The sequence below is a fragment of the Pseudoalteromonas sp. SR41-1 genome (genome assembly GCF_014164015.1).
GTDB lineage: Bacteria > Pseudomonadota > Gammaproteobacteria > Enterobacterales > Alteromonadaceae > Pseudoalteromonas > Pseudoalteromonas distincta.
The window spans coordinates 21,008-43,220 of the sequence record NZ_JACJEK010000008.1 but is presented as its reverse complement, the minus strand read 5'-3'; the positions used below and the strand labels follow the sequence as shown (position 1 = coordinate 43,220).

The 22,213-nt window shown below is 38.9% G+C and carries 23 protein-coding genes; 11 read left to right on the top strand and 12 right to left on the bottom strand.

The window, feature by feature from the left end; translation table 11 throughout:
* Positions 1-2 precede the first annotated feature (2 nt).
* From zwf to H5118_RS08590, 5 genes are all read right to left on the bottom strand, one after another.
* Positions 3-1,475 carry a glucose-6-phosphate dehydrogenase gene (gene zwf / locus H5118_RS08610; protein WP_182696114.1) on the bottom strand — a complete coding sequence of 491 codons (1,473 nt, stop codon included), beginning with the start codon at positions 1,473-1,475 and terminating at the stop codon, positions 3-5.
* A 270-nt stretch (positions 1,476-1,745) separates the two neighbouring features.
* Positions 1,746-3,392 carry a glucose-6-phosphate isomerase gene (gene pgi, locus H5118_RS08605; protein ID WP_182748505.1) on the bottom strand — a complete coding sequence of 549 codons (1,647 nt, stop codon included), beginning with the start codon at positions 3,390-3,392 and terminating at the stop codon, positions 1,746-1,748.
* A 400-nt stretch (positions 3,393-3,792) separates the two neighbouring features.
* Positions 3,793-6,048 (bottom strand): aminotransferase class V-fold PLP-dependent enzyme, encoded by a 2,256-nt coding sequence (locus H5118_RS08600; RefSeq protein WP_182748503.1) that lies wholly within the window; start codon positions 6,046-6,048, stop codon positions 3,793-3,795.
* Positions 6,049-6,183: 135 nt separating this feature from the next.
* Positions 6,184-7,260, bottom strand: coding sequence for an AI-2E family transporter (locus H5118_RS08595; RefSeq protein WP_024606584.1), 1,077 nt, complete (start codon positions 7,258-7,260; stop codon positions 6,184-6,186).
* Complete coding sequence (locus tag H5118_RS08590; protein ID WP_182748501.1) at positions 7,253-7,471, bottom strand: hypothetical protein; 219 nt, start codon at positions 7,469-7,471, stop codon at positions 7,253-7,255. The genes H5118_RS08595 and H5118_RS08590 overlap by 8 nt, the downstream gene beginning before the upstream one ends.
* Before the next feature lie 145 nt (positions 7,472-7,616).
* Between H5118_RS08590 and H5118_RS08585 the strand changes: the two genes are divergently transcribed.
* The 5 genes from H5118_RS08585 to H5118_RS08565 are packed head-to-tail and all read left to right on the top strand — an operon-like array spanning position 7,617 to position 11,136.
* Positions 7,617-8,282 (top strand): hypothetical protein, encoded by a 666-nt coding sequence (locus H5118_RS08585; protein WP_024597628.1) that lies wholly within the window; start codon positions 7,617-7,619, stop codon positions 8,280-8,282.
* Position 8,283: 1 nt separating this feature from the next.
* Positions 8,284-9,741: a M48 family metalloprotease gene (locus tag H5118_RS08580; RefSeq protein WP_039487326.1), complete on the top strand. Its 1,458-nt coding sequence runs from the start codon at positions 8,284-8,286 to the stop codon at positions 9,739-9,741.
* A 53-nt stretch (positions 9,742-9,794) separates the two neighbouring features.
* Complete coding sequence (arsC, locus tag H5118_RS08575) at positions 9,795-10,142, top strand: arsenate reductase (glutaredoxin) (RefSeq protein ID WP_024595681.1); 348 nt, start codon at positions 9,795-9,797, stop codon at positions 10,140-10,142.
* Entirely contained in the window at positions 10,142-10,696 is a 555-nt protein-coding gene (gene wrbA / locus H5118_RS08570; RefSeq protein WP_002961459.1) for an NAD(P)H:quinone oxidoreductase, read from the top strand. The genes arsC and wrbA overlap by 1 nt, the downstream gene beginning before the upstream one ends.
* A complete protein-coding gene (locus H5118_RS08565; protein ID WP_024606586.1) occupies positions 10,693-11,136 on the top strand; it encodes a DUF2069 domain-containing protein in 444 nt (147 codons plus the stop codon). Before wrbA ends, H5118_RS08565 begins: the two co-directional genes overlap by 4 nt.
* An 80-nt stretch (positions 11,137-11,216) precedes the next feature.
* On the opposite strand, the gene H5118_RS08560 is transcribed toward H5118_RS08565, so the two are convergent.
* Both H5118_RS08560 and H5118_RS08555 read right to left on the bottom strand, forming a co-directional pair.
* On the bottom strand, positions 11,217-12,554 hold the full coding sequence (locus H5118_RS08560) for an ankyrin repeat domain-containing protein (protein ID WP_182716755.1): 1,338 nt from the start codon (positions 12,552-12,554) through the stop codon (positions 11,217-11,219).
* A gap of 357 nt (positions 12,555-12,911) precedes the next feature.
* Entirely contained in the window at positions 12,912-13,505 is a 594-nt protein-coding gene (locus H5118_RS08555; protein ID WP_024595677.1) for a phospholipid-binding protein MlaC, read from the bottom strand.
* A 245-nt stretch (positions 13,506-13,750) separates the two neighbouring features.
* Here H5118_RS08555 and H5118_RS08550 point away from each other — a divergent pair, with 245 nt between their 5' ends.
* Together H5118_RS08550 and H5118_RS08545 are read left to right on the top strand one after the other, a co-directional pair.
* On the top strand, positions 13,751-14,287 hold the full coding sequence (locus tag H5118_RS08550) for an acyloxyacyl hydrolase (protein ID WP_182748499.1): 537 nt from the start codon (positions 13,751-13,753) through the stop codon (positions 14,285-14,287).
* 89 nt (positions 14,288-14,376) lie between these two features.
* A complete protein-coding gene (locus H5118_RS08545) occupies positions 14,377-14,523 on the top strand; it encodes a DUF2897 family protein (protein WP_138489348.1) in 147 nt (48 codons plus the stop codon).
* A 52-nt stretch (positions 14,524-14,575) separates the two neighbouring features.
* Here the strand turns inward: H5118_RS08545 and H5118_RS08540 are convergent, their stop codons facing one another.
* Together H5118_RS08540 and bamC are read right to left on the bottom strand one after the other, a co-directional pair.
* On the bottom strand, positions 14,576-15,946 hold the full coding sequence (locus H5118_RS08540) for a YjiH family protein (RefSeq protein ID WP_182748497.1): 1,371 nt from the start codon (positions 15,944-15,946) through the stop codon (positions 14,576-14,578).
* Positions 15,947-16,012: 66 nt separating this feature from the next.
* Positions 16,013-17,074 (bottom strand): outer membrane protein assembly factor BamC, encoded by a 1,062-nt coding sequence (gene bamC / locus H5118_RS08535; RefSeq protein WP_039487313.1) that lies wholly within the window; start codon positions 17,072-17,074, stop codon positions 16,013-16,015.
* A gap of 358 nt (positions 17,075-17,432) precedes the next feature.
* On the opposite strand from bamC, the gene H5118_RS08530 reads away from it, so the two are divergent.
* Entirely contained in the window at positions 17,433-17,966 is a 534-nt protein-coding gene (locus H5118_RS08530) for a glycine cleavage system protein R (protein WP_007583906.1), read from the top strand.
* A gap of 11 nt (positions 17,967-17,977) precedes the next feature.
* Positions 17,978-18,457 (top strand): thioredoxin-dependent thiol peroxidase, encoded by a 480-nt coding sequence (gene bcp / locus H5118_RS08525; RefSeq protein WP_002963124.1) that lies wholly within the window; start codon positions 17,978-17,980, stop codon positions 18,455-18,457.
* 321 nt (positions 18,458-18,778) lie between these two features.
* Here the strand turns inward: bcp and H5118_RS08520 are convergent, their stop codons facing one another.
* Both H5118_RS08520 and queE read right to left on the bottom strand, forming a co-directional pair.
* Positions 18,779-19,522 (bottom strand): class I SAM-dependent methyltransferase, encoded by a 744-nt coding sequence (locus H5118_RS08520; protein ID WP_182748495.1) that lies wholly within the window; start codon positions 19,520-19,522, stop codon positions 18,779-18,781.
* Between the two features lie 226 nt (positions 19,523-19,748).
* Entirely contained in the window at positions 19,749-20,414 is a 666-nt protein-coding gene (gene queE, locus H5118_RS08515; protein ID WP_002960417.1) for a 7-carboxy-7-deazaguanine synthase QueE, read from the bottom strand.
* A gap of 145 nt (positions 20,415-20,559) precedes the next feature.
* On the opposite strand from queE, the gene queC reads away from it, so the two are divergent.
* On the top strand, positions 20,560-21,216 hold the full coding sequence (queC, locus tag H5118_RS08510) for a 7-cyano-7-deazaguanine synthase QueC (RefSeq protein WP_002960416.1): 657 nt from the start codon (positions 20,560-20,562) through the stop codon (positions 21,214-21,216).
* Between the two features lie 94 nt (positions 21,217-21,310).
* Here the strand turns inward: queC and H5118_RS08505 are convergent, their stop codons facing one another.
* Complete coding sequence (locus tag H5118_RS08505; RefSeq protein ID WP_007378935.1) at positions 21,311-21,760, bottom strand: isoprenylcysteine carboxylmethyltransferase family protein; 450 nt, start codon at positions 21,758-21,760, stop codon at positions 21,311-21,313.
* A 207-nt stretch (positions 21,761-21,967) separates the two neighbouring features.
* Here H5118_RS08505 and H5118_RS08500 point away from each other — a divergent pair, with 207 nt between their 5' ends.
* Positions 21,968-22,210 carry a hypothetical protein gene (locus H5118_RS08500; RefSeq protein ID WP_182748493.1) on the top strand — a complete coding sequence of 81 codons (243 nt, stop codon included), beginning with the start codon at positions 21,968-21,970 and terminating at the stop codon, positions 22,208-22,210.
* The last annotated feature ends 3 nt before the right edge of the window (positions 22,211-22,213 follow it).

Below are 22,213 nucleotides of genomic sequence, written 5' to 3'. Positions count from 1 at the left end.
GCTTATACCTTATCGCCTGTGTTAAACCATACGTGGTTGTTTTCTGCTAATAATTCATCAGCATCATCAGGTCCCCAACTACCAGAACGGTAAAGCGCAGGTTTGCCTTTGCCTTGCCATCTATCAATAATTGGATCAATCCACTTCCACGCTTGGCGCACTTCATCACGGTGAATAAATAACGATGGGTTATTTGCAGCAGCATCAAGCATTAAACGCTTGTACGCATCTGAATGGAAACCATTGCTGTAAGCTTGTGAAAGCTCAATATTCATTGTTACTGGCTCAAGTTGCATTTGAAGATTATCAAGGCGCTTAGACATAAGCGTTAGTTGAATTGTTTCCTCTGGCTGCAAACGAATAACAAGGCGATTCGGCTCGATATTGCCCACGTTATCTTCGTAGATATTGTGAGATACTTTTTTGTATTCAACCACAATTTCTGCACAGCGCTTAGCCATACGTTTACCCGTACGAAGGTAAAATGGAACACCTGCCCAGCGCCAGTTATCAATATGCGCGCGAATAGCTACAAACGTTTCTGTTTTACTAGAACCTTCATTTAGCTCTTCTAAGTAACCCGGTACAATTTTACCGTTTAAGTCACCTGGTACGTATTGACCACGAACAATATTTTCATCAACATCACCATCTACAAGCGGGCGAAGTGCTTCTAATACTTTTAGTTTTTCGTTACGAATGCTGTTAGCGTTTAGCTTATTAGGCGACTCCATTGCAACTAAGCAAAGTAGTTGTAATAAGTGGTTTTGAACCATGTCACGAAGTGCACCGGCTTTATCATAAAAACCAGCGCGGCTTTCAAGACCAACCGTTTCTGACAAGCTAATTTGAATATTATCAATAGATTTAGCATCCCACATATTTTCAAACAATGAGTTTGAAAAACGCAGCGCCATTAAGTTTTGTACTGTTTCTTTACCTAAGTAATGGTCAATACGGAAGATTTGTTCTTCATTAAAAAACTCTGCAATTTTTCCATTAATTGCTTCAGCAGAATCACCGCAATAACCAATTGGCTTTTCAACAACAACGCGTGATGTAGGTGTAATTAAACCTTTAGTCGATAATATTTCACAACATGTGCCGTAAACAGCAGGCGGAAGCGATAAGTAAAACACGCGAGACTTAGTGCTTTCGTGCTCATCTAAAATGCCTTTTAGCACATCCCAGTTGTCGTCTGCTTCTGTAACATTACTTACCACTGGCACTAAAAAAGTAGAAAACGCTTTCCAATCTTTAGCGTTAAACTCACCTTTGCTTAAAAATTCTTGTAATGCTTTATGCGCTGTTTCTATGTATTCAGCACGTTTCGATTCTTCGCGCACTGTTGGTAGGATACGTGAGCCTTCAGGTAAGTTACCTTCTTGATATGCTCTGTACATTGCAGGTAGCAATTTGCGTAACGCAAGATCACCACCGCCCCCAAAAATTATAATATCAAAAGGATTAAGCATAGTTACTCTCTACGTTGTGATACCCAGTACATTTTAATAAATGCGCGGGTATGCCTATTTATTGCTAGATTAGATGGCTTTTATAGCTGTATTTAAATAAAAGCCTGCTGAATTGTTCTGTATCGATGATTTATTATTATTGTTTATCATTGCGCTAATTAAATGAGCCTTAGGGGCCCTGTATCTCCTCTCACAAAAATACAGACCCTAAGCACTCCAGCGCTACCCGTTCAAAGGTACTCGGTTTACTTACTTGCGTAAGCGAATTTTTTACTGCGTACGGTTTTGTTTGTAGTATGCCATTAAGCCGTTTGTAGAACTATCATGAGCGTGTTTCACGCTATCATCAGTGAGTTCACTCTCAATTTTAGATGCTAAACCTTTACCCAGCTCTACACCCCATTGGTCAAACGAACATATTTCTAAAATAATGCCTTGGCAAAATATCTTATGCTCATACAGTGCAATTAAACGGCCCACTGTTTTAGCATCTACTGTATCTAATAGCATAGACGTTGTAGGACGATTGCCTTGATGAATTTTATGATTTAATAACTCATCAATCTCTGCTTGCGATTTACCCTTAGCGGTTAAATCAACTGTAACTTGCGCTGCATCTACACCACTCATCATCGCTTCTGTTTGTGCAAAGAAGTTCGATAATAAAATATCGTGATGCTTATCAACATTCACTTGTGGCTTAACTGATGCAATAAAATCTGCAGGTACAATTACATTACCTTGGTGTAAACACTGATAAAAGGCATGCTGACCATTAATACCCGTCATGCCCCAAATAATTGGAACTGTAGTATAAGGTACCGTTTCGCCTGCAAAGTTAACGTGTTTACCGTTACTTTCCATTTCGCCTTGCTGTAAATACGCAGGCAACATATGCAGTGCTTGATCGTACGGTAATATAGCTTGCGCTGTATAACCTAAAAAGCTCGTATTCCATACACTAAGCAATGCCATAATTAATGGTATATTTTGCTCAAACGGCGCAGATTTAAAGTGCTCGTCTATTTCAAACGCACCTTCTAAAATTGCTTCAAAGGCGTCGTAGCCTAAATATAAAGCAATTGGTAAGCCTATCGCACTCCAAAGTGAAAAGCGACCGCCAACCCAATCCCACATAGTGAATACGTTTTCGTCGCTGATACCAAAGGCTGCCGTTTTTTCTAAATTTGTACTTACTGCAACAAAATGCTTTGCAATTGTACTTTCATCTTTTGTTGTTTGTAAAAACCAGTCAACCGCAGTTTTAGCGTTTGTCATGGTTTCTGACGTAGTAAATGTTTTTGACGAAATAACAAATAATGTCGTTTCAGGGTCAATGGCTTTTAATATAGACGAAATTTGTACACCGTCAGCATTAGATACGTAGTGAACATTTAACGTATCATCAGCAAGTGCTTTTAATGCCTCAGTTGCCATTTGTGGACCAAGATTAGAGCCACCAACACCAATACTTACAACATCTTTTACCGCTTTGCCGGTATAGCCTAACCATTTACCGCTACGAACTTTTTCTACAAACACTTTAATTTTAGCTAATTCGTTGTCTACGGCTTGTGTCACGTTTTCGCCATCAACAATTAATGGAGTGTGAGCACGATTACGAAGTGCCGTATGCAAAACTGAGCGGTCCTCAGTGATATTTATTTTTTCACCGCTAAACATTTTATCGCGCCACGATGCAATATCGCATTCTTTAGCAAGCGACATTAATTTAGCAAAAACATCGTTATCAATAAGTTGCTTAGAATAGTCGAATAATACGCCTGGTACTTGAGTAGAAAACTGAGAAAAGCGCGTGTCATCTTGTGCAAATAACATTTTTAGATGTGTTTGTTTCATCTTAGCTGCACTTTGTTCTAGTGCTTGCCAACTTGCTAGTTGCGTTCGGTTAGACATGGAAATATCCTCTATTTTTTTCAATCAATTGATTTAAAAATGTTTTTTATAAAAGAAAAACTCTTAATACTACTTATTCACACTAAATTAAAGCGCAAATAGTATAACTAAAAATGCAAAAAAAGTGCTGTTTTTATAATTTTATGTGCAGATGATAACGCAATTTTTAGCTTTTGACACCGGTATCATAAAAATTTTATAAATTAATTTACCTGTAATTTTAAAGGCAACGGCATAGCTTAATCAATCAAAATGAAATATTAATGAATTTTTATAAGCGCTGCTAATTACTTTTCATAGTTATTCACTAATTACTGTAATTGTTTGCCTTGCAAACAAATAAACCTTAAAAACAAAAAATCGGCTCTAAAGCCGATTTTGTATAAATTACAATTTTTGCTTAATTACTAAGCGCTAGCCCACCACATAGGTTATAAACAGTTTTGTATCCTAGCTGCATTAAATTGCTCGCAGCAATCTTTGAGCGGTTACCACTGCGGCATAATAAAATATATTTGTTATTTTTACTTAACTGCCCTTCAAATACCGCATTTGCCATTCTGCTAAGCGGTATATTTAATGTTTTTTCATCAAGTGTATTAAATAACTGAGCAACATTATTTGCTCCATGTTCATACGGCTCCCGAGTATCTATTAAATATGCATCGCTGGTGTTTAACATTGCTTTAGCGTCATCAAAATTTAATTGCTGTGTATCAATCTCAGGCAATGCATTTACATAACCACATAATTGCGTGTTATTTACTTGCTTTGAAGCGTCGTACTGCTGCTTTTGTATTGTAAATTCATCAACTGAAATACTGCCGCTTACTAACGCATTAAGTAATGGCGTTTGGTTTTGTTGTACAGCCCAGTTCATGGCAAAACATTGTTGGTAGTCGTGCCCTGAGCAAATAATGCTGGTGCTATTAAGTTGCTCGCTTATTGCTAAAATAGAGCGTGCCATTGCTCTTGCATCCCCACCTATAAGCGATGTATTGCCAAGCCCTGCAGGCAAAATTAAATCACCACAAAAACAATAACGCGTTTCGCCATTACTATTTTTTAATAAATAACATACGCTATCTTTGCTGTGCCCAGGTGTCGCTACTTTTTCAAGTACGTCATTTGCTAAGCTAATACTTTCTGCATTTAGTGGCCAACCTAAAGCATCAACCTCACCTTTTACAACTCTTGATGCCAGAACACTGGTTAATAAATTAGTCGCTGACTCTCGCTCTTGATGCAGATGAGTATTAAGCACCGCTGATATAGTTAAGTTTTGTGTATTAGCTATTTTTTCAAAGCGCGGAATAAGCTCAACAATCGGGTCTATTATAACTGCGTATTTATCATCGCTTACATAAAGCCAACTACATGCTCCTTGGTGCCTAAACTGAGTAAGGCCAAGTGCGCACACTTCTTGTTGTGGTGTAGTGCTATCAGATACAATTAAACAGTTAGCCTGTAGTATTGCTTTAAGAGCGCGAATACGCACACAAGCATCATCAATATCGTGTTGTGTTGCCGCAGGTCCAAACGATAGCCTAATCGCATTTTCACTTTGCCACTTACTTGCACCCATTGCATCTAAAACAAAACTTGTTGATGCGCCCGTACTACAAGCCGAGCCACCACTTACGCGAATGCCCGCAGCATCAAATAAATCAATCACTTCTTTGCTCGTTAAATCGTTTACCGCAAAGTTAAGTGTGGTAGGCACGCTATAAGCAAAATCATGATTGAATGTAATATCGCCAAAGGTGTCTTTTATCGCGCTTTGTAACTGGCTTCGATAAGAGTTTAGTGTGCTAATTGGTTTAAATGTATCGTCTGATTTATCAAGCAACATACTAAATAGTTTGTTTAACCCTGCAATACCGGGTAGATTTTCGGTGCCTGAACGCATTCCACTTTCTTGACCGCCACCCGCTATAAAAGGTGTATACGCACTGCCACTACGAATATATAAAAAGCCAATACCTTTAGGTGCGTAAAGCTTATGCCCCGAAAAAGGAGCGTAATCAATAGTCGTATTACTCAGTGCGAGCGCTTGTTTACCGAGTGCCTGTACGCAATCCACCATCCACGATACATTTTTGTTACGGCTACGGATCACCTGCTCTATAGCGTGTAAATCTTGATATACACCGGTTTCGTTATTAACGGCCATGGTGCAAATCATCAAAGCGTTATTAATATGCTCTGCGATAAAATCTAAATCTAAAATACCGTTACTATCAACCGGAATAGCAAGCACCTCAGCATTAACGTCAAGTACGCTATTCCAATGTTTAAGTGTATTTGGCACCGCTTTATGCTCAGTTGCGCCATATAATAATACAGGGTTTTTAATAGACTGCTTTTTAGCATTAATTAATGTAGAAACCACCGCAGTTTGAATACCCTCCGTTGCACCAGAGGTAAATAGGATATCGCCATTAGTTGCGCCAATAACCGTGCGTGCCTTTAGACGTGTTTGTTCTAATAAATGCTTGGCTTGAATACCTGTGATATGCGGGCTTGAAGGATTACCAAAACATATTTGCATGGTATGAGAAACAACATCAGCAATACAAGGCAACACAGGGGTCGTTGCATTTGCATCAAGGTAAACTTGTTTTACTGGCTCATCGTGCAATAAAAACTCAGACATTAAAAAACGCACCTTATTACTAAAAAATATATCTTATTACCAATAGTACATAAATTTACAGGTAATGAGTAATAATCAATTAGCACTAGAGGTGCGTTTACTATGCTTTTTTAAACTAAAAGTCTGTTTGCTTAACTATTCACTGAGCTCTTTGCTGATCTCTTCGTGCGTTGACGACCAAGCTGTTATTAGCGCTTTTACTAATGAGGCCAGTGGGATGGCAAAAAATACGCCCCAAAACCCCCATAAACCACCAAAAAATAATACCGCGACAATTATAAATACCGGATTTAAATCAACTGCCTCAGAAAACAACAGCGGTACAAGTACATTGCCATCAAGCGCTTGAATAATTCCATAAATAATTAAAATGGTCCAAAACTGCGTTTCTAATCCAAACTGAAACAGTGCAACTGCCGCTACCGGAATAGTGACGAGTGCCGCGCCAATAAATGGAATTAATACCGAAAAGCCAACAAGTACACCAAGTAAAGCTGCATAGCGCAAATCTAAAACAGTAAATGCAATGAAAGACACACCACCAACAATTAAAATTTCGAATACTTTACCGCGAATGTAATTCATAATTTGTTGGTTCATTTCGTTCCACACTTGTAAAATCAAGCGCCGTTGCTGCGGGATCAGTTTAGCTATACTCCCTGTCAGCTCCAGCTTATCTTTAAGCATAAAAAACACCAGTAACGGCACAAGCACCAAATATATAAGCCAAGCAACAACATCTTTTAAAGACGTAAGTGAAAACGATAATACCGCTTGACCAAACTCAATAATTTTAGCTTCTACGGTTGCAACAATTGCTTGTACTTGTTCTATATTAATTAAACTTGGGTATTGTTCAGGTAAAGCCATTAAATAAGACTTCCCCTGCTCTAGCATATGCGGTGTTTCTTGCACTAAGTTACTGGTTTGCTTCCAAAGCACTGGGCCAATAACTAAAATAAGGGTGAGCATAATGCTAATAAATATCAACATTACAATAATTGTTGCAGTAAAACGTTTTAAGCCAACACGCTCTAAATGAACAACCGGCCAATCTAGTAAATAAGCGATAACCAGTGCAACAAGCACAGGAACAATTAACGCGCCAAAAAAGTAAAGTAAGGCAACTGATACCAATAATAAAAATAATAAGGTAGACGAATGAGGATCCGAGAACTTCCTTTCGTACCATGTTTTTACGTATTCAAACATGTAATGGCTCCACTAATAACAACCCACGTTGTTTATCAAAATTGTAACTATAAGCATTTTTTTGCAAAAAACGTTCAATGTCGTTCGCACTCTCACCTTTATTAAGACCAAAAGTGATACGTTGTTTTGATGACTGTGCACTTCGTAGCGCAAGCTTGAACTGCACAAATTGCTGAGGACACTTAAACTCTTTTAAATCGCGCTCTACCATAACTACTTTATCCGTATAGTAAATGAATAATAAGTCGCATATTTACGGTCTACGTATTTATATACTCAAACCATTGTAACTTTTTGTTAAAACAATTCCTGCAATAGTTTATCCTTATAACATAACTAGCAGTAAGGATAAGTTAATGCCTGGCACGCATAATAAAGCGCAACTACCAAGTAATCCAACACTCAAAGAGATTAATTGGTTTAAAAAGCAGATTAATTGGGGCGAACTACCTCCTTTTTATCACCTTGTTGCCTCATCAATAAGCGAATCAGAAGGAATTTTAGATCATGGGTTCGACAATGCAGTTAAACAACTTTTAGATAAACGCAATTGGAACTTAGATTTATTAGAAGGCTATGAAGATAACTTAGGTGAAATACATACCAAACATAAGCCACGTATTGCGCTGCACCAAGTATTTACCGACAGAGGCTTTGAGCTATGGGCACAGCCTTATGCTAAAGATGTTATTGTTGATCAATATATAAAAAACAATCGCTTTATGGAGTTTAGAGTGTGGGACCCACATTCAATGAAAAACTTGATCAGAATAAGTCAGTTACATAAGTTTATTGGCTTTTATTTTGAACGAGGCGACAAAGCAGATAAAGCCATTATTTTACATGCACACAAAGTAGTACATAAAATTATTACTTTTTTGCAGCGAGAATTGAACGTTGTAAAGCTTGATGGAGTCACAATAAAAGAACTGTACCAATTGTGCGAAAAAGACAGCCGTGCAAGCAGTGACGAAATAGACATAGCCAAAATTGCAATTGGCGAACAAATTAACAAGGAATAAAATGCAGCTAAAATCAGCATTTATCACTTTATGCAGTGCTGCGCTTACGTTTAGCTTATTAATAAGCGAACCTTTAAAAGCGCAAACTAACTTTACGCTTCCTGATTTAGGAACATCTGCATTACAAGCACTGCCACTCGAAAAAGAACAAGCCATTGGCGAAGTAATGATGATGCAAATACGAGGCTCATCACCAGTAATAAATGACCCAGTGCTTGATGAATACCTCACAACTATTGGCCGTAAACTCGTTGCTAATGCTAATGACGTGCGCTTTCCGTTTTCGTTTTTTTGGATAAATAACTCAGAAATAAATGCCTTCGCCTTTTATGGCGGCCATGTAGGCGTGCATACAGGGTTAATAGCTCAAGCCGATAACGAGAGCCAGTTTGCCTCAGTGCTTGGTCACGAAATTGCTCACGTAACACAGCGCCACTTAGCACGAAGAATACAACAACAACAAGATAACAGCGCGCTGACTATTGCCGGTATGATAGCCGGAATATTAGCAACCGTTGTTGCACCAGATGCGGGTATTGCCATTATATCTGCCAGCCAAACACAATCTGCTTTTAGTCAGTTAACGCATAGTCGCTCAGCCGAGCAAGAAGCTGACCGCATAGGCATGCAAACGCTTAACAATGCAGGCTTTGATGCCCGTGCATCGAGCGAATTTTTAACTAAACTTGCCGCGCAAATTCGTTATAAATATAAACCACCTGCGTTTTTACTTACTCACCCATTACCAGAGAGCCGAGTATCAGACGTACGTTTGCGTGCAGAGCAATTTCCTGTGCGTCATATGAGTGCCAGTCTTGAGTTTAATTTAGCTAAAAGCCGCGTGCTTGCGCGCTACGACAACAAACCAGAAAACGCCGAAGACCTATTTAGAAAACGACTTCGCGAAAATAGCTACGATAACACCGCTTTAAAGTACGGTTTAGCTATTAGCTTACTTGATCAAAAAAAGCTTGATGAAGCAGCCCCAATACTAGATGAGCTTTTAAAAAACGATCCTAAAAACCTATTTTATATAGATACCCATACCGATTTACTCATCGCGCAAAAAAAGGCAGATGAAGCCGTAAAATTTTTAGCCGATTTAAATCAGTATCGCCCTAATAATCAGGTAATTACGCTCAACTATGCCAACGCAGCACTTGAAGCTGAGCAATATGAACTAGCCGAAAATATTTTGAAGAGTTTTTTACTCGAAAAGCCAGATCATAACCTAGGTAAGCAACTTCTGGCTGATGCGTATAAAAAACAAGATAAATTAGCCTCATATCACGAAGCGAACGCCGATGTATTGGCTCAATACGGTGCTTATTTAAAAGCCGCAGACGAAGTACAAAAAGCACTTAACTTCGTAGAGCCAACCGAACTTGTAAAGCAACAACGTTTAAAAGCACTACTTACCCAGTATCGACTTTTACAAAAAGAGCTTGCAAGACTTTAAGTCTGCAAGCGCTTACCCTAAAATAGACGCAATTCACACTTTGGAATCATTTTATGTCTGTTACTATTTACCACAACCCACGTTGTTCTAAATCACGCGAAACGCTAGCGCTACTGCAAAGTAAAGCGATAGAGCCAAGTGTTGTAGAGTATTTAAAAACCCCTCTTACTCACGAGCAAATCTCAACGCTTGTAATCCAACTTGGTTTTTCATCCGTACGTGAAATGATGCGCACAAAAGAAGATGACTACAAAGCGCTTAATTTGAAAGATGAAACAAATGAGGACGCACTTATTAACGCTATGGTTAAATACCCAAAATTGATTGAACGCCCTATCGTAGTTAATAACAATAAAGCAGCGATTGGTCGTCCACCAGAAAACGTACTAAGCGTTTTATAATGAGTGCAACCATAGTGGTGCTTTATCACTCAAGCCATGGCTCAGTTGAAGCAATGGCTCACGAGATAGCAGAGTCGATAGAGCAACAAGGTGCTAGTGCACTACTTCGCACCTTTGTGGCTAAAAACGCGCACGATATTGTGATCACCAAAGATGATTTAATAAATTGCGATGGTTTAGCATTTGGTACACCAACTCGATTTGGCATGATGGCCTCTCAAGCAAAAAGCTTTTGGGAAACCACCAGCGACTTGTGGCTAAAAGGCCAATTAATCGATAAGCCAGCGTGTGTATTTTCGTCATCAAGTAGTATGCATGGTGGAAATGAAGCAACCTTACTTAACTTATCTTTGCCACTATTACACCACGGTATGATGCTTATGGGTGTGCCATACGATGTGCCCGAACTACTTGCAACACAAACTGGTGGAACACCATACGGTGCAACACACGTCGCTGGCAGCGCTAATAGTGCACAGCTAAGCAAAGACGAAATTAAAATATGCCAAAGCGTTGGTAAACGCCTTACTCACATTGCGAGAAAACTTAAATGACTACAGCTGACAATCCAGCTAAAAAGCCGATTACGGTAAAATTTCAACGTGCAGCACTATTTGGCTATGTTGGTTTACTTATTCTGATTCCTTTGTGGATGTATTTTGTACCCCCTCTAGACGGTAATACTAGTTGGGTGTCATTGTTTTTTCCTATCATTCCTTTACTGCTGCCGCTAAGAGGCATAATTCAAGACAACACATACACCTATGCGTGGGCTAACTTTATTGTAATGCTTTATTTTATCCACGGGCTTACCATGCTGTGGGCAGCACCAGATGAATTAATTTGGGTGTTGTTAGAGCTTGTGTTTGCCTCTTCAATGTTTATTGGCTGTACTTACTACGCAAGACACCGCGGACAAGAACAAGGTTTAAAAATCCGTAAGCTTAAAGAAGAATTAGCTGAAGAAAAAGCAGCAAATGAGCACGGTAAATAAGGCTTAACCATAAACGCTATATACAAAAAAACGCGCTTAAATTACTTTAAGCGCGTTTTTTATTAATTGTTTAAAACTAGCTAAACTAAATCGCTCAAGGCAGCTAGCACCACAATACTCGCCAACCCTATTTGAGCAATTAAGCTAATAAACGAAAAGCCTCTAAGCACAAATAAACCCCAAGGGTGTTTAATATGTGGATATAGCGCACAGCGCTTTAATGTGGTCGCAAAGAAAAAACAAATCACTGCAGTCATAGTTAAACCCAGCGTCAGCTCACTTTTAATTGAGAGGGTTTCATCAAAAAAGAAAAACAACTGTAAAGGCAGCAATATAGTCACAATAGCATGTAGCACATGCACTTTTTTAATGCGATCGAACTGCCCTTCTGGCGAAAGTTCTTTAATACCAAAGTCACGCTCTAAACATTTAACTAAGTTATTAGCTTTAATACTCACCGCCAAACGATAACAGCTTAAACCTTCTTTATTACGTGCCCTAAAATCGTATCCGGCTTTAATAAGCAGCACCATTAACGACTCATTTTTAGCAAACACAGCATAATGAAGTGCAGTATTACCAAAGTTATCTGTCGCTTTTTTGTCTTGCTTTGCAAGTAGCGTTTCAACCACATTTACAAAGCCTTTTTCGGCCGCCCACATAAAGGCTGTTTTATTGTTTTCATCAGCAAGTACACCTGTAGCGCCTTGCTCAATAAAACGCATAGCCATTGTTTGCTTGGCTGTTTTTTTACGTAAATGAGTAAGCAAAGCTTTTTCTAGCAGTACAACAGAGTCAACATCAGGAGAAACCTGCGTAAGCAGCGTAAAATAGTCTTTACCCGCAGCTACTTTTTCGCTGGCAAGTTCAGAGAGAGTATCTAAATCAGCAATAGACTCTGGAATAAACGCACTTAGGCGCTCTCTAAAATCAACTTCTTTCCAAAGCGCTAATGTGTCCTTTGCCGAGAGTTTACTTTTATTATTTAACGCATGCTCAATTAAGGTGAAGTAGCGTTTACTAAAAAATAAATCAACTAAAGACAGTGGCGTATCTATGGTATTTTGTGCAGCCACGCTTGCGTATTTTTCAAGGCGCTGGCACAGCATAAGCACTAAGCTTTCAGGGGTGTATTCATTATCGTAGTAATGGCTTTTAACCGCACTAATATACGCTTGTGCGTCTTCGTCATATTCAGAGATATGTTGAAAGTAACATTCTTCAAATGGCTCCAGCGGGGTTAGCCATGCCAAATAATAAATAGGTGGCAGCACGGTGGTGCATACACCATCGTCTTCATTTGTAGAACGACAAGCAGGCCAAGCTTCCAAAGCATCTAAAATAAAGGCACCGTTTTGTTCTACCAGTCCTTTAATAAGTAATGGGTATTCCTTTGGCCAAATCAGTACATTTTCCATTAAAACAACACAACTCCAGTGTGGCTTGGGGGTGGTAAGTTATATCAGTTTTAAGCTGACACCACGCTTAATCAAAGTGCCGATATTCTAGCACACCTTTGTTTTGCTGCTAGCGCAAAATTACGCAATAACAACAATCCTTTAGGATTATACCAATTCGCTTAATTAAGTGATTTATTTTGAGGTAGAAAACCGTGTAATAGCAAGGCAAAAATTTTGTTATTTAGTTGTTCTAAATGATTAAGTATTACTGTGGATTCGTATTGTCCTTAGCAAAAATATAAAAACGGCCAAGTACATAAGTAATTGGCCGTTTTTGAGGTTGGAGTTGGGCTTAATCAGAGCCAGACAAATAGTCTATTTACTTTTTAACTCGCTAATAACTTGCTCTAAACCCACATCAGAAATGCGTTGAATAATCTCTTTTTGTTTAGCACTTAATAGTGAAATGCCTTCAGCAACAATATCGTATACTTTCCACTCATTGTTTTTACCTAAACGAAGCTTAAAGCTTAAGTCGATAGTAGGCGCATTTGGCTCAATAATTTGCGTATTAACTGTTGCGTATTCAGAGTCACTTTTTGCGTTATTACGCTCAAATACTACTTTTTGACCCGTGTACTTCATTAGTGCACCGGCGTAAGTGCCTGTTAAGTAATGCTCTACTGCATCTATAAATTGAACAGCTTGCTCGCGCTCAATACCTTTAATGTGTTTACCTAATAATTTAAACGACACAAACTTAACGTCAATATGTGGCATTAAACGTTTTTCAACAATGGCAGCCATCGCGTCTTTGCTGGCTGTACCTTTTGAGTTTACTTGGCCAATATCTGCAAAAAGCTTGTCGGCTACCGATTCAAGTAACTGATCTGGTGATTGCTGAGCTTGTGCAAATAACGAACTGCTAAAAAAAGCAGTGGCTAAAACGAATAGTTTAAAGAGTTTCATAATTGTATATGTCTGTGTGATTAAGATGGCTGTAATTTACGCGAACTATACGCAATAAAAAAGGCACAAATAAGCAACTTATTAATGCTCAATTAGCACCAATCAAATAAATAAAATAAATTCAAGCAGTTAGAAAACTCCATTAACAGCTCATATACAACCGGCATTTTGTCCTCATTGTAATTGTTAACAGGCCGCCCTTATCATTTAGTTATCAACTTAAATCAAACGAACATTTGGCACCTATGAAAACGTCACTTAAAACACTTATTATCTCTTTTGTATTAGTAGTTTCACTTTTTGGCAAGCTTGCTTTTGCTCAATCGGACCACGGTTATGCCGTTGACTTTCTCAAAGGCGAAGGTAACGTAAACGGCGTTAAGCTTGCGTATCAGTATCATGCACCTGGTATGCAAAACCTTATTGGTGATGCACGCTTTTACTTTGAAACCAGCGTAAACATGTGGGAATACCGCCACGGCGATGAAACACAATCAAACCTAGTACTTGCTATGTCACCTGTACTGCAATTTCCTGCTTATAGTTTTAACAACACCCCATTTTATGTAGAAGCAGGCATTGGTGTATCTCTTATTGATGAAACGCAGTTTGCCGGTAAAAACATAAGTACTCACTACCAGTTTGAAGACCGCATAGGCCTTGTAGCCGATTTTGGCCACACCAATGTTGCCCTTCGCGTTATTCACTATTCAAACGCAGGCTTTAAAGAGCCAAACCCTGGCCTTAACTTTTTAACGCTTTCGGTAGCGAGACGTTTTTAACGTTATTGATTGTATTTTTGAGTAAATCAATTGCTGTTATAGTGCAAAGCGGTCACACTTAAACGTACTAAAGTTTAGGTGATACTGCGATGCAAACTTGGCATATTGTAATTATTGTCGCTGTTGTTCTTGCCATTATCATTGGTAATATTGCGCTGATTAGACTCTCTGCAAAACAGGAGTTTATAAAGCCCAACGCCAATATAAAAAATACAACAGACACAAAAAAGCCCTGATCAATCAGGGCTTTTTCAATAATACCAACTCGCTAAATATATTTTTGCTAATTTAGCCTACTAGCCAATGCGCCATTAGCGCAATAACAGGTAAAGTAATTAGCGTTCGCAAAATAAATATAATAAATAGCTCTAAAATATTTACCGGTATTTTACTGCCAAGTAAAAGTGCACCTACCTCAGACATATAAATAAGCTGAGTTACACTCATTGCGGCAATAATAAAGCGCGTTACATCACTTTCAATAGTCCCTGCTGCTAATATTGACGGAATAAACATATCAGCAAAACCAACCATAATAGTTTGCGACGCAGCGGCTGCTTCGGGTACTTGCAATAGCTCTAAAAATGGCACAAACGGCATACCTAAATACTGAAATATAGGCGTATGCTCAGCAATGATCAGTGCAAATGTGCCTACCGCCATTACTACAGGTAACACACCAAACACCATATCAAGCGCATTATGTACGCCCTCTTTTATAGTGCCTTTAACACCCGTTGAGTTATCTGCTTTAGCTAGTGCAACATCTAACGAATGGCCAAATAAAGTTTTATGACCCGGAATTGTTTCAGCGTCTCTATCTGGCTCAGTGCCATCAATGAGTAAGTCTTTTTTAAAGCGCAGTGGCGGTAATCGCGGCACAATAATAGCGGCAACAATACCGGCTAAACATACCGTTGCGTAAAACGGTGCAAATAGGTATTCAAGTTTAACTTGCCCAAGCACCACTAAACTAAATGTAATTGAAACCGCTGAAAACGTAGTACCAATAATAGCCGCTTCGCGTTGTGTATAATGCTTTTGATCGTACTGCCTTGCAGTCATCAAAATACCCACACTGCCATCACCTAACCACGACGCAGTACAGTCTACCGCGCTTCTGCCTGGTACACCAAATACAGGGCGCATTACTTTGGTCATTAACGTACCAGCAAGCTCTAATAGACCAAAGTTAATTAATAGCGGCAGTAATAAGCCCGCTAAAATAAATACCGAAAACAACACAGGCAATAAGTCATTTAATACCAGCGCGCCAGTATTGGCCGAGGTAATCATCTCGCTGCCTAGGCTTAAGTACGTCATTAAACCAAACGCCATACCAAATAAGCGTACCACCAGCCATGTCCAGCTCACATCAAATAAATGCTTTAACAAAGGTGAGTTACATATAGCGACGGGTTTAAACACTTTAGTAATTACAGAAATAACCCCTGTAATACAAATAATGAGGGTAATAATTGCTTGAGCAGAGCCAAGCATCATTGCTTGAACCGCTTTTGCCATAACGGCAATAGGAATGGTCATCCCTTGCGAAGTACTAATGGGTGTCATAAATAAAAACACACCAATTAACGAAGGAACCAAAAAAGTAAACCAAGTGCGCCACGTATAGTGTGGACGTTCAGGTAGCTGAGACATATTGTTTAACCTATAAAAACCACAAAAAGAGCATAGCGCTCTTTTTGTGGTAAAACTTATTATTATTTAAATTTTAATGCCGCGCTGAATGAGTGCTGCTTCTAATGCTTGTTGTAAACCATTCATAGTACCTGGCTCAAGCGTTTCGCCTTTATCATCCATCCACGTTAAGCTAGTACCGCCTTCTTTAGTTTTACTTACTAAAATTTGGTATTGGCCTTCATCAATAGGTAGTTGAGCTACGTCATCACCCCAAATTGAATCCCAAACGCTTGTTTCTGGTTTAGTATAATCTGCAGTAATTAAGCCCGTATCTGGGTTAATTTCAACAATAGAGAACGACAAGCGCTCTAAAAACCCAGAGAAACGGTCAAACACAGCGTCGTAAGATTGCTCAGTTACAAGTGCTGCATTACCTTTATTATCAAAGCCCATTTCAAGAGAAATAATACCTTGGCGTTTACGCATATCAACTTCAAGTTGACGGTAACGGTAATCAAACTCGCTCACTACTTGGTTAAGCGCACGTACTTCTAGCTGCTGCTTGAGTAAGTCTGTTAGCGTTTTATCACCTTTAAAATCAATCAGCTCTACACGTAAAGACGCAGTGCGTTGATGTGATTTTTCTTCAATAGTGAATCTGAATTTTTCTAAATCATCGTTAACTTCATCGCCCCACCACCAAAAACCTTCTTCGGTTTTAATAATTGAGTACCAATCAGTTTCAATAATACCAAGTAGCTTATCTTCTTTAGTAGTTCCTGCATTATTATCAGCTAGGACAGATTTAATCGTATCCCAAAGAAACTCATCTAAATCAGCAATGCCATCATTTTTATCAAAATAAATACGCGCCTGTTTATCTGTCTCTTCTACCCAACTGCCTTTCGCAATTGTTAATACTTGTGCCGGTGGGCGGTAATTTGTAGCTTCAGGATTATTGTCGTATTGACCTACATCCATTTTATAAACTGGGTCTTGAGCTGGTTGAGATAACGACGCTGGTGCTTTTACAGGCTCATGCGTACGATAATTACGCTCGTCATGTGCCTTATTAATAAATACACTACACCCTGATAAACTTACCAATACACTTACTGCAAGTGCTTTTGGGATCCAATACTGCACAGATATTTCTCCTTAGCATACCCTTTAATTGTTTTAACAAATATATGAGTGGGTAATACCGATTTGGTTCAGTGTAAAATCAATATTAACTTTACATTTATTATTTGGCTGCCTAAATGCAATAAAGTTCAGCACTTCAACTTAGTAAGCAACTAAGCGCAAATAAGCAAATTTTAGCTATGGTACTTTCCCGTGCCAGTAAAAACAAGAAACACCGCACTTTAAAAGCGCTTAATTAGCGTGTGCTGTAGTTTAGAGCCCTTTTTGTGTTAAACTTCGCCGCCGTGCAACTTCTCGTGTGTATTTTTGGTGTTGCCAACTCGGTTGATATAATCCAAGTAACAAGGTATTTGAACTCATGACTGCATTTTCAAATCATCAAATTGTTTTAACAGCGATTGGCGAAGACAGACCCGGTATAGTAAGTGAACTAACCCAACTGGTTAGCGATTGCCACTGCAACATTATTGACAGCCGTATTGCTATTTTAGGCTGCGAATTTACCTTTATAATGCTACTTAGCGGGGACATGTCGGCAATAAGCCGCATAGAACACGTACTGCCCACTAAAGCCATGGAACTTGGCCTGCTAACCATGATGAAGCGCACAGCAAGTCATACTCCTAGCGAGTTTTGTGCAGGTTACACACTAGAATACACAGGCATAGACACCCCTGGCACATTGAGCAAAGTAACGCGCTTTTTTGCCGACAATAATATTAGTATTTGCTCACTTAAGTCAGACACTTATTCCCAAGAAGACAACATTAAAATGCGTTGTGAACTTGAATTCAACATACCTGTTGATGTAGATATAGATCAATTTAAAATTAGTTTTGAGAGCCTTTCTCACACGCTAAACGTAGATTATATTTTTAAACGAATTCGTTAAGGATGCTAAACATGAACACAATTAGTCCATTACAAGCTGGCGATACTGCACCCGCTTTTAGCCTACAAAACCAAAACGACGAAACAGTAACATTAAGCGAGCTGTTAAAAGAGCAACAAGTGCTTGTGTACTTTTACCCTAAAGCGTCAACGCCGGGTTGTACTGTACAAGCCGAAAACCTACGCGATGAGCAAGCACAGCTTGCTAAATTTAATACCCGCGTTGTAGGTATTAGCCCAGATCCAATTAAGCGCCTTAAAAACTTTGAAACTAAAAAAGAGCTTAATTTTGATTTATTAGCCGATGAAGACCACGCCATTGCTGAAGCATTCGGTGTATGGGGCTACAAAAAGTTTATGGGAAAAGAGTACGATGGTATTCACCGCCTAACGTTTTTAGTAGGCCAAGACGGTAAAATTAAACACCTATTTGATAAGTTTAAAACCAAAGATCACCATCAAGTAGTGTTGGATTATCTTGCAGCAGAATAATTTAATAGCTGTCAGAAAAAATACAGAAAAGCGTTGCTCATGGGCAACGCTTTTTTTATGTCTATACATTTGCGCTATATAAAACTTAAATAGCAATAGAGTAGATAATTTGTTAAAAAGAACAGCCATAGGGGTCAAATCTTGACTTCATACATCATAATTAATTAGCTGTTTATATTCGCCGAAACTTAAACAAGCTACTGTGTCGGATGGCGCTTCGCTTATCCGACCTACGTTTTCAAATATATAATGCGGGGTTATTGGCCGTGGGTATGGAGCTCGTTGGGTTTCGCTACGCTCTACCCAACGTACGTGTTTAACTTAAATTTTTACGCAGACAAAAATGGCGTTGCCTGAGCGCTGTGCCCATGGGATTATTTTGTCGTAGTCATGTTCAAATATGTGAATTTCGAAGTACGGTTTTAAGGCTTCTTTAAGCTCGGTGTAACTAAAAGCGACCATTGGGTGCTCGTCGTGCCATACGAGTGTTTTGTCTGCGGTGGTTTTTTCTATGCTGAGTTTTAATAACTGTTTACTGCCGCTGCCACTATAGTGCCAGCCAGAACGAAATGTGAAGAAGCTATTTTCGCTTGTTGCTGTGTGCTCTACAAATGAATCGCTGTCGATTTTGTTTTTATCAACCGTGTTAAAACAAAATATTCCACCTACGTTTAATGCGCTGTGTACGCTGGCAAGGCATTCTTTTAACTTATTAATGCCGTCGCAGTAATGGATTGAATACAAAAAGCAGGTAATTAAATCCAAGTGCTCGGTTACCTTAAATTCACTCATGTTTTGCAACGAAAATTGCGCTTCTGGGCAGCGAGTTTTTGCTTTATCTAGCATTGGCTGGTTTAAATCAAGCCCACTACTTTTATAACCGTTATCAATAAAGTGGCGTACATGCGGGCCGGTGCCACATGCTAAATCGAGATGGGTGTTTGCGCCATTACCAAAAATTTGGTGCAGCCTGTGAATAGAATTGCTTTGGGCTTGATAATTAATATCTGCACACATTAAGTCGTAGTAATCAGAAAGGTCGGTGTAAAGCGCGTTTGCGGACATATAAGCCTAGTGGTAAGTAGTAGAATATTTTTAAGTCGCGCATAGTAAACTAGTTATGGCTATTAGCGAAGAAGATATGAGTTTTAGGGTTGTCGGATGGTACTTCGCTTATCCGACCTACGTATTTAAATATTATAAAACGTTATTAGAAAATGGTGCGGAAGTGGAGATTTGTTGGGTTTAGCTTCGCTCTACCCAACATACGTAATATAACTTTAAGCTGGCTTTAACTAATTCCTAAATACTTATGTACTTGTATTGATAGGCGCCAGTTTTTGGCAATACAGGTGTCGATTGCTAATTTTGTTGCTGATACTTTTTGGCTAATTGGCTGCAAATAAACAAGCTTAGGGTTAACGCCTGTTTTAGCAAATAATTCTTCTAACTCTTCTACATGCTTTTGCATGGCAACGGGGTGTTTAATTTCGTTGGCGCGCTTCATGGTGCTGGTTAGTACTTCGTAACCGCCGCGCATGTTTATTTTTGGCGATACCGTTACCCATGTTTGCTCTGGAGCGAGTATTTCAAACGTGCCGCTGGTTTCTATTTGTGTGCTAAAGCCGTGTTCGTGTAATAAGTTACATACTGGATTTAAGTCAAACATACATGGCTCACCGCCAGTAATTACTACATGCTTTGCGGTATACCCACGCGATTGAAACAACGCTAAAATTTGCTCTGCACTGGCGTTAGCCCAATGATCTGAGTCGGCTTTTTTTTCTACGGTTTCGTCCAGCGATACTTTATATACATTATCAACATCCCACGTTTGCTTGGTGTCGCACCAAGAGCAGCCTACTGGGCAGCCTTGCAGGCGCAAAAATATTGAAGGTGTGCCAGTAAAACTTGCTTCACCTTGGATGGTTTCAAACACTTCATTAATTTTGTACAAAAGAAATCTCACTTACTACCTAGCAGCCAAATTGCTACTATTAAAAAACCAAAAAGCGCTGTGCAAAAATTGTTATTTAAGCTGCGGCCGTGTAGTATATCGCGCCCTGATATAAACCTCTATTAAAACTAAGAGCAAAACAGATATGACGCAAAAAGTAGTTGTTATTTATTCCGGCGGTATGGACTCATTTACCGTATTAAATAAAGCCCTGCAACAAGGCCATGATGTATATGCCCTATCATTTGACTATGGTCAGCGTCATGTAAAAGAGCTTAAAGTAGCAGCAAGTGTGTGTGAAAAATTAAACGTTCCACATAAAATTGTTGATATTTCGGCGATTAACCAACTTATTGGTGGCTCATCACTTACTGATGATATTGACGTACCTGAAGGCCATTACGAAGAAGAAAGCATGAAAAGTACGATTGTACCTAATCGTAATATGATTTTGCTCTCGCTTGCTGTTGGTTACGCGGTATCACTTAAAGCTAGCCAAGTTTATTACGGCGCTCACTCTGGGGATCATGCTATTTACCCTGACTGCCGTCCTGAATTTGTGCAAAAAATGGATGATGTGTGTCGTATTGCTAACTACGACGCGGTAGAAATTTTTAGCCCGTATTTAAATAATACTAAAATTGGTATTTTGACCGACGGTATTGAAATGGGTTTAGATTACAGCCAAACGTGGACCTGTTATAACGGCCGTGAAAAGGCCTGTGGTAAATGTGGCGCGTGCCAAGAACGCCTTGAAGCATTTGCACTAAATAACATTACAGACCCGTTAGAATACGAATAAGCCGCAATTAATTAGTAATACAATTGCTGCAAACAAAAAAAGGCTATCATCGATAGCCTTTTTTGTTTGTCACGTTTTAAGTCAATGATATTGATTACAGCCAGCGTTTTACGCGCGCTTTGTAAGCGGTAAACTCTTCGCCAAATAATTTAGTGAGCGCACGCTCCTCGGGTATTATTTGAAAAAATGTTAAATACGCAATAAACCCGATAATACATAAAAGCGCCCACAAGGAACTTAACCAAACACCCCACCCTGCTAAAATAAATGCAAAACCCACATACATTGGGTTACGCGAAATTTTATAAATGCCGCTCGTAATAAGTTTTGATGCTTGCTCAGGTTTATTTGGGTTTACTGTGGTGTTTGCTATTTTAAAGCTCGCTACCCCTGCAATACAAAAAACACACCCAATAATGACCAAACTTGCTGCTAAGTAGGTAATAAAGGCGGTGAAATCAATAACACTGTAATGCGCAATAAGCGCCATTATGCCTGCAAAAAACAGTACCACTATAACCGGTGGAATTTTATTATTTAACATAGCAACTCACTGTATTATTTAAAATATGTTTATTATATGGAGATTAGACGACTATTAAACAATATCTAAAGTGTATAAATGATGAACACGCTCAAAGCTGAATTAAATAAAGTATACAAATTAAGTTACAATTGTCAGCTTTATCAAAAGCGCTTAAAGGTTATACTTTAACCATAAACGAATAATAAAATGATAAGGAATGAGGTTATGTCTGGAACTACGATGATTGTACTTATTGTGCTAATTTCGGTTGGCTCAGGAGTAGTTTACGATATGTATAAAAAGCACCTTGAGTTTAAGCATAAAATGCAAAACAACAACAGCGATGCCCATAAACAACTAGCTGAAACAAACGCACAAGTGCTTGAATTAAAAGAGCGTGTACAAACACTTGAGGCTATTGTTACTGATTCAAGCTTTAACGTTAAAGATGAAATTAATAAACTTTAAGTT

Coding starts and splice junctions, on each gene's coding strand:
- wrbA (WP_002961459.1), top strand. CDS start 10,142: ATGAGTGCAACCATAGTGGTGCTTTATCACTCAAGCCATGGCTCAGTT.
- H5118_RS08555 (WP_024595677.1), bottom strand. CDS start 13,505: ATGAAACTCTTTAAACTATTCGTTTTAGCCACTGCTTTTTTTAGCAGT.
- H5118_RS08560 (WP_182716755.1), bottom strand. CDS start 12,554: ATGGAAAATGTACTGATTTGGCCAAAGGAATACCCATTACTTATTAAA.
- H5118_RS08590 (WP_182748501.1), bottom strand. CDS start 7,471: ATGGTAGAGCGCGATTTAAAAGAGTTTAAGTGTCCTCAGCAATTTGTG.
- arsC (WP_024595681.1), top strand. CDS start 9,795: ATGTCTGTTACTATTTACCACAACCCACGTTGTTCTAAATCACGCGAA.
- zwf (WP_182696114.1), bottom strand. CDS start 1,475: ATGCTTAATCCTTTTGATATTATAATTTTTGGGGGCGGTGGTGATCTT.
- H5118_RS08545 (WP_138489348.1), top strand. CDS start 14,377: ATGCAAACTTGGCATATTGTAATTATTGTCGCTGTTGTTCTTGCCATT.
- H5118_RS08600 (WP_182748503.1), bottom strand. CDS start 6,048: ATGTCTGAGTTTTTATTGCACGATGAGCCAGTAAAACAAGTTTACCTT.
- bcp (WP_002963124.1), top strand. CDS start 17,978: ATGAACACAATTAGTCCATTACAAGCTGGCGATACTGCACCCGCTTTT.
- H5118_RS08565 (WP_024606586.1), top strand. CDS start 10,693: ATGACTACAGCTGACAATCCAGCTAAAAAGCCGATTACGGTAAAATTT.
- queC (WP_002960416.1), top strand. CDS start 20,560: ATGACGCAAAAAGTAGTTGTTATTTATTCCGGCGGTATGGACTCATTT.
- H5118_RS08540 (WP_182748497.1), bottom strand. CDS start 15,946: ATGTCTCAGCTACCTGAACGTCCACACTATACGTGGCGCACTTGGTTT.
- H5118_RS08520 (WP_182748495.1), bottom strand. CDS start 19,522: ATGTCCGCAAACGCGCTTTACACCGACCTTTCTGATTACTACGACTTA.
- H5118_RS08500 (WP_182748493.1), top strand. CDS start 21,968: ATGTCTGGAACTACGATGATTGTACTTATTGTGCTAATTTCGGTTGGC.
- H5118_RS08505 (WP_007378935.1), bottom strand. CDS start 21,760: ATGTTAAATAATAAAATTCCACCGGTTATAGTGGTACTGTTTTTTGCA.
- H5118_RS08595 (WP_024606584.1), bottom strand. CDS start 7,260: ATGTTTGAATACGTAAAAACATGGTACGAAAGGAAGTTCTCGGATCCT.
- H5118_RS08580 (WP_039487326.1), top strand. CDS start 8,284: ATGCAGCTAAAATCAGCATTTATCACTTTATGCAGTGCTGCGCTTACG.
- pgi (WP_182748505.1), bottom strand. CDS start 3,392: ATGTCTAACCGAACGCAACTAGCAAGTTGGCAAGCACTAGAACAAAGT.
- H5118_RS08550 (WP_182748499.1), top strand. CDS start 13,751: ATGAAAACGTCACTTAAAACACTTATTATCTCTTTTGTATTAGTAGTT.
- H5118_RS08585 (WP_024597628.1), top strand. CDS start 7,617: ATGCCTGGCACGCATAATAAAGCGCAACTACCAAGTAATCCAACACTC.
- H5118_RS08530 (WP_007583906.1), top strand. CDS start 17,433: ATGACTGCATTTTCAAATCATCAAATTGTTTTAACAGCGATTGGCGAA.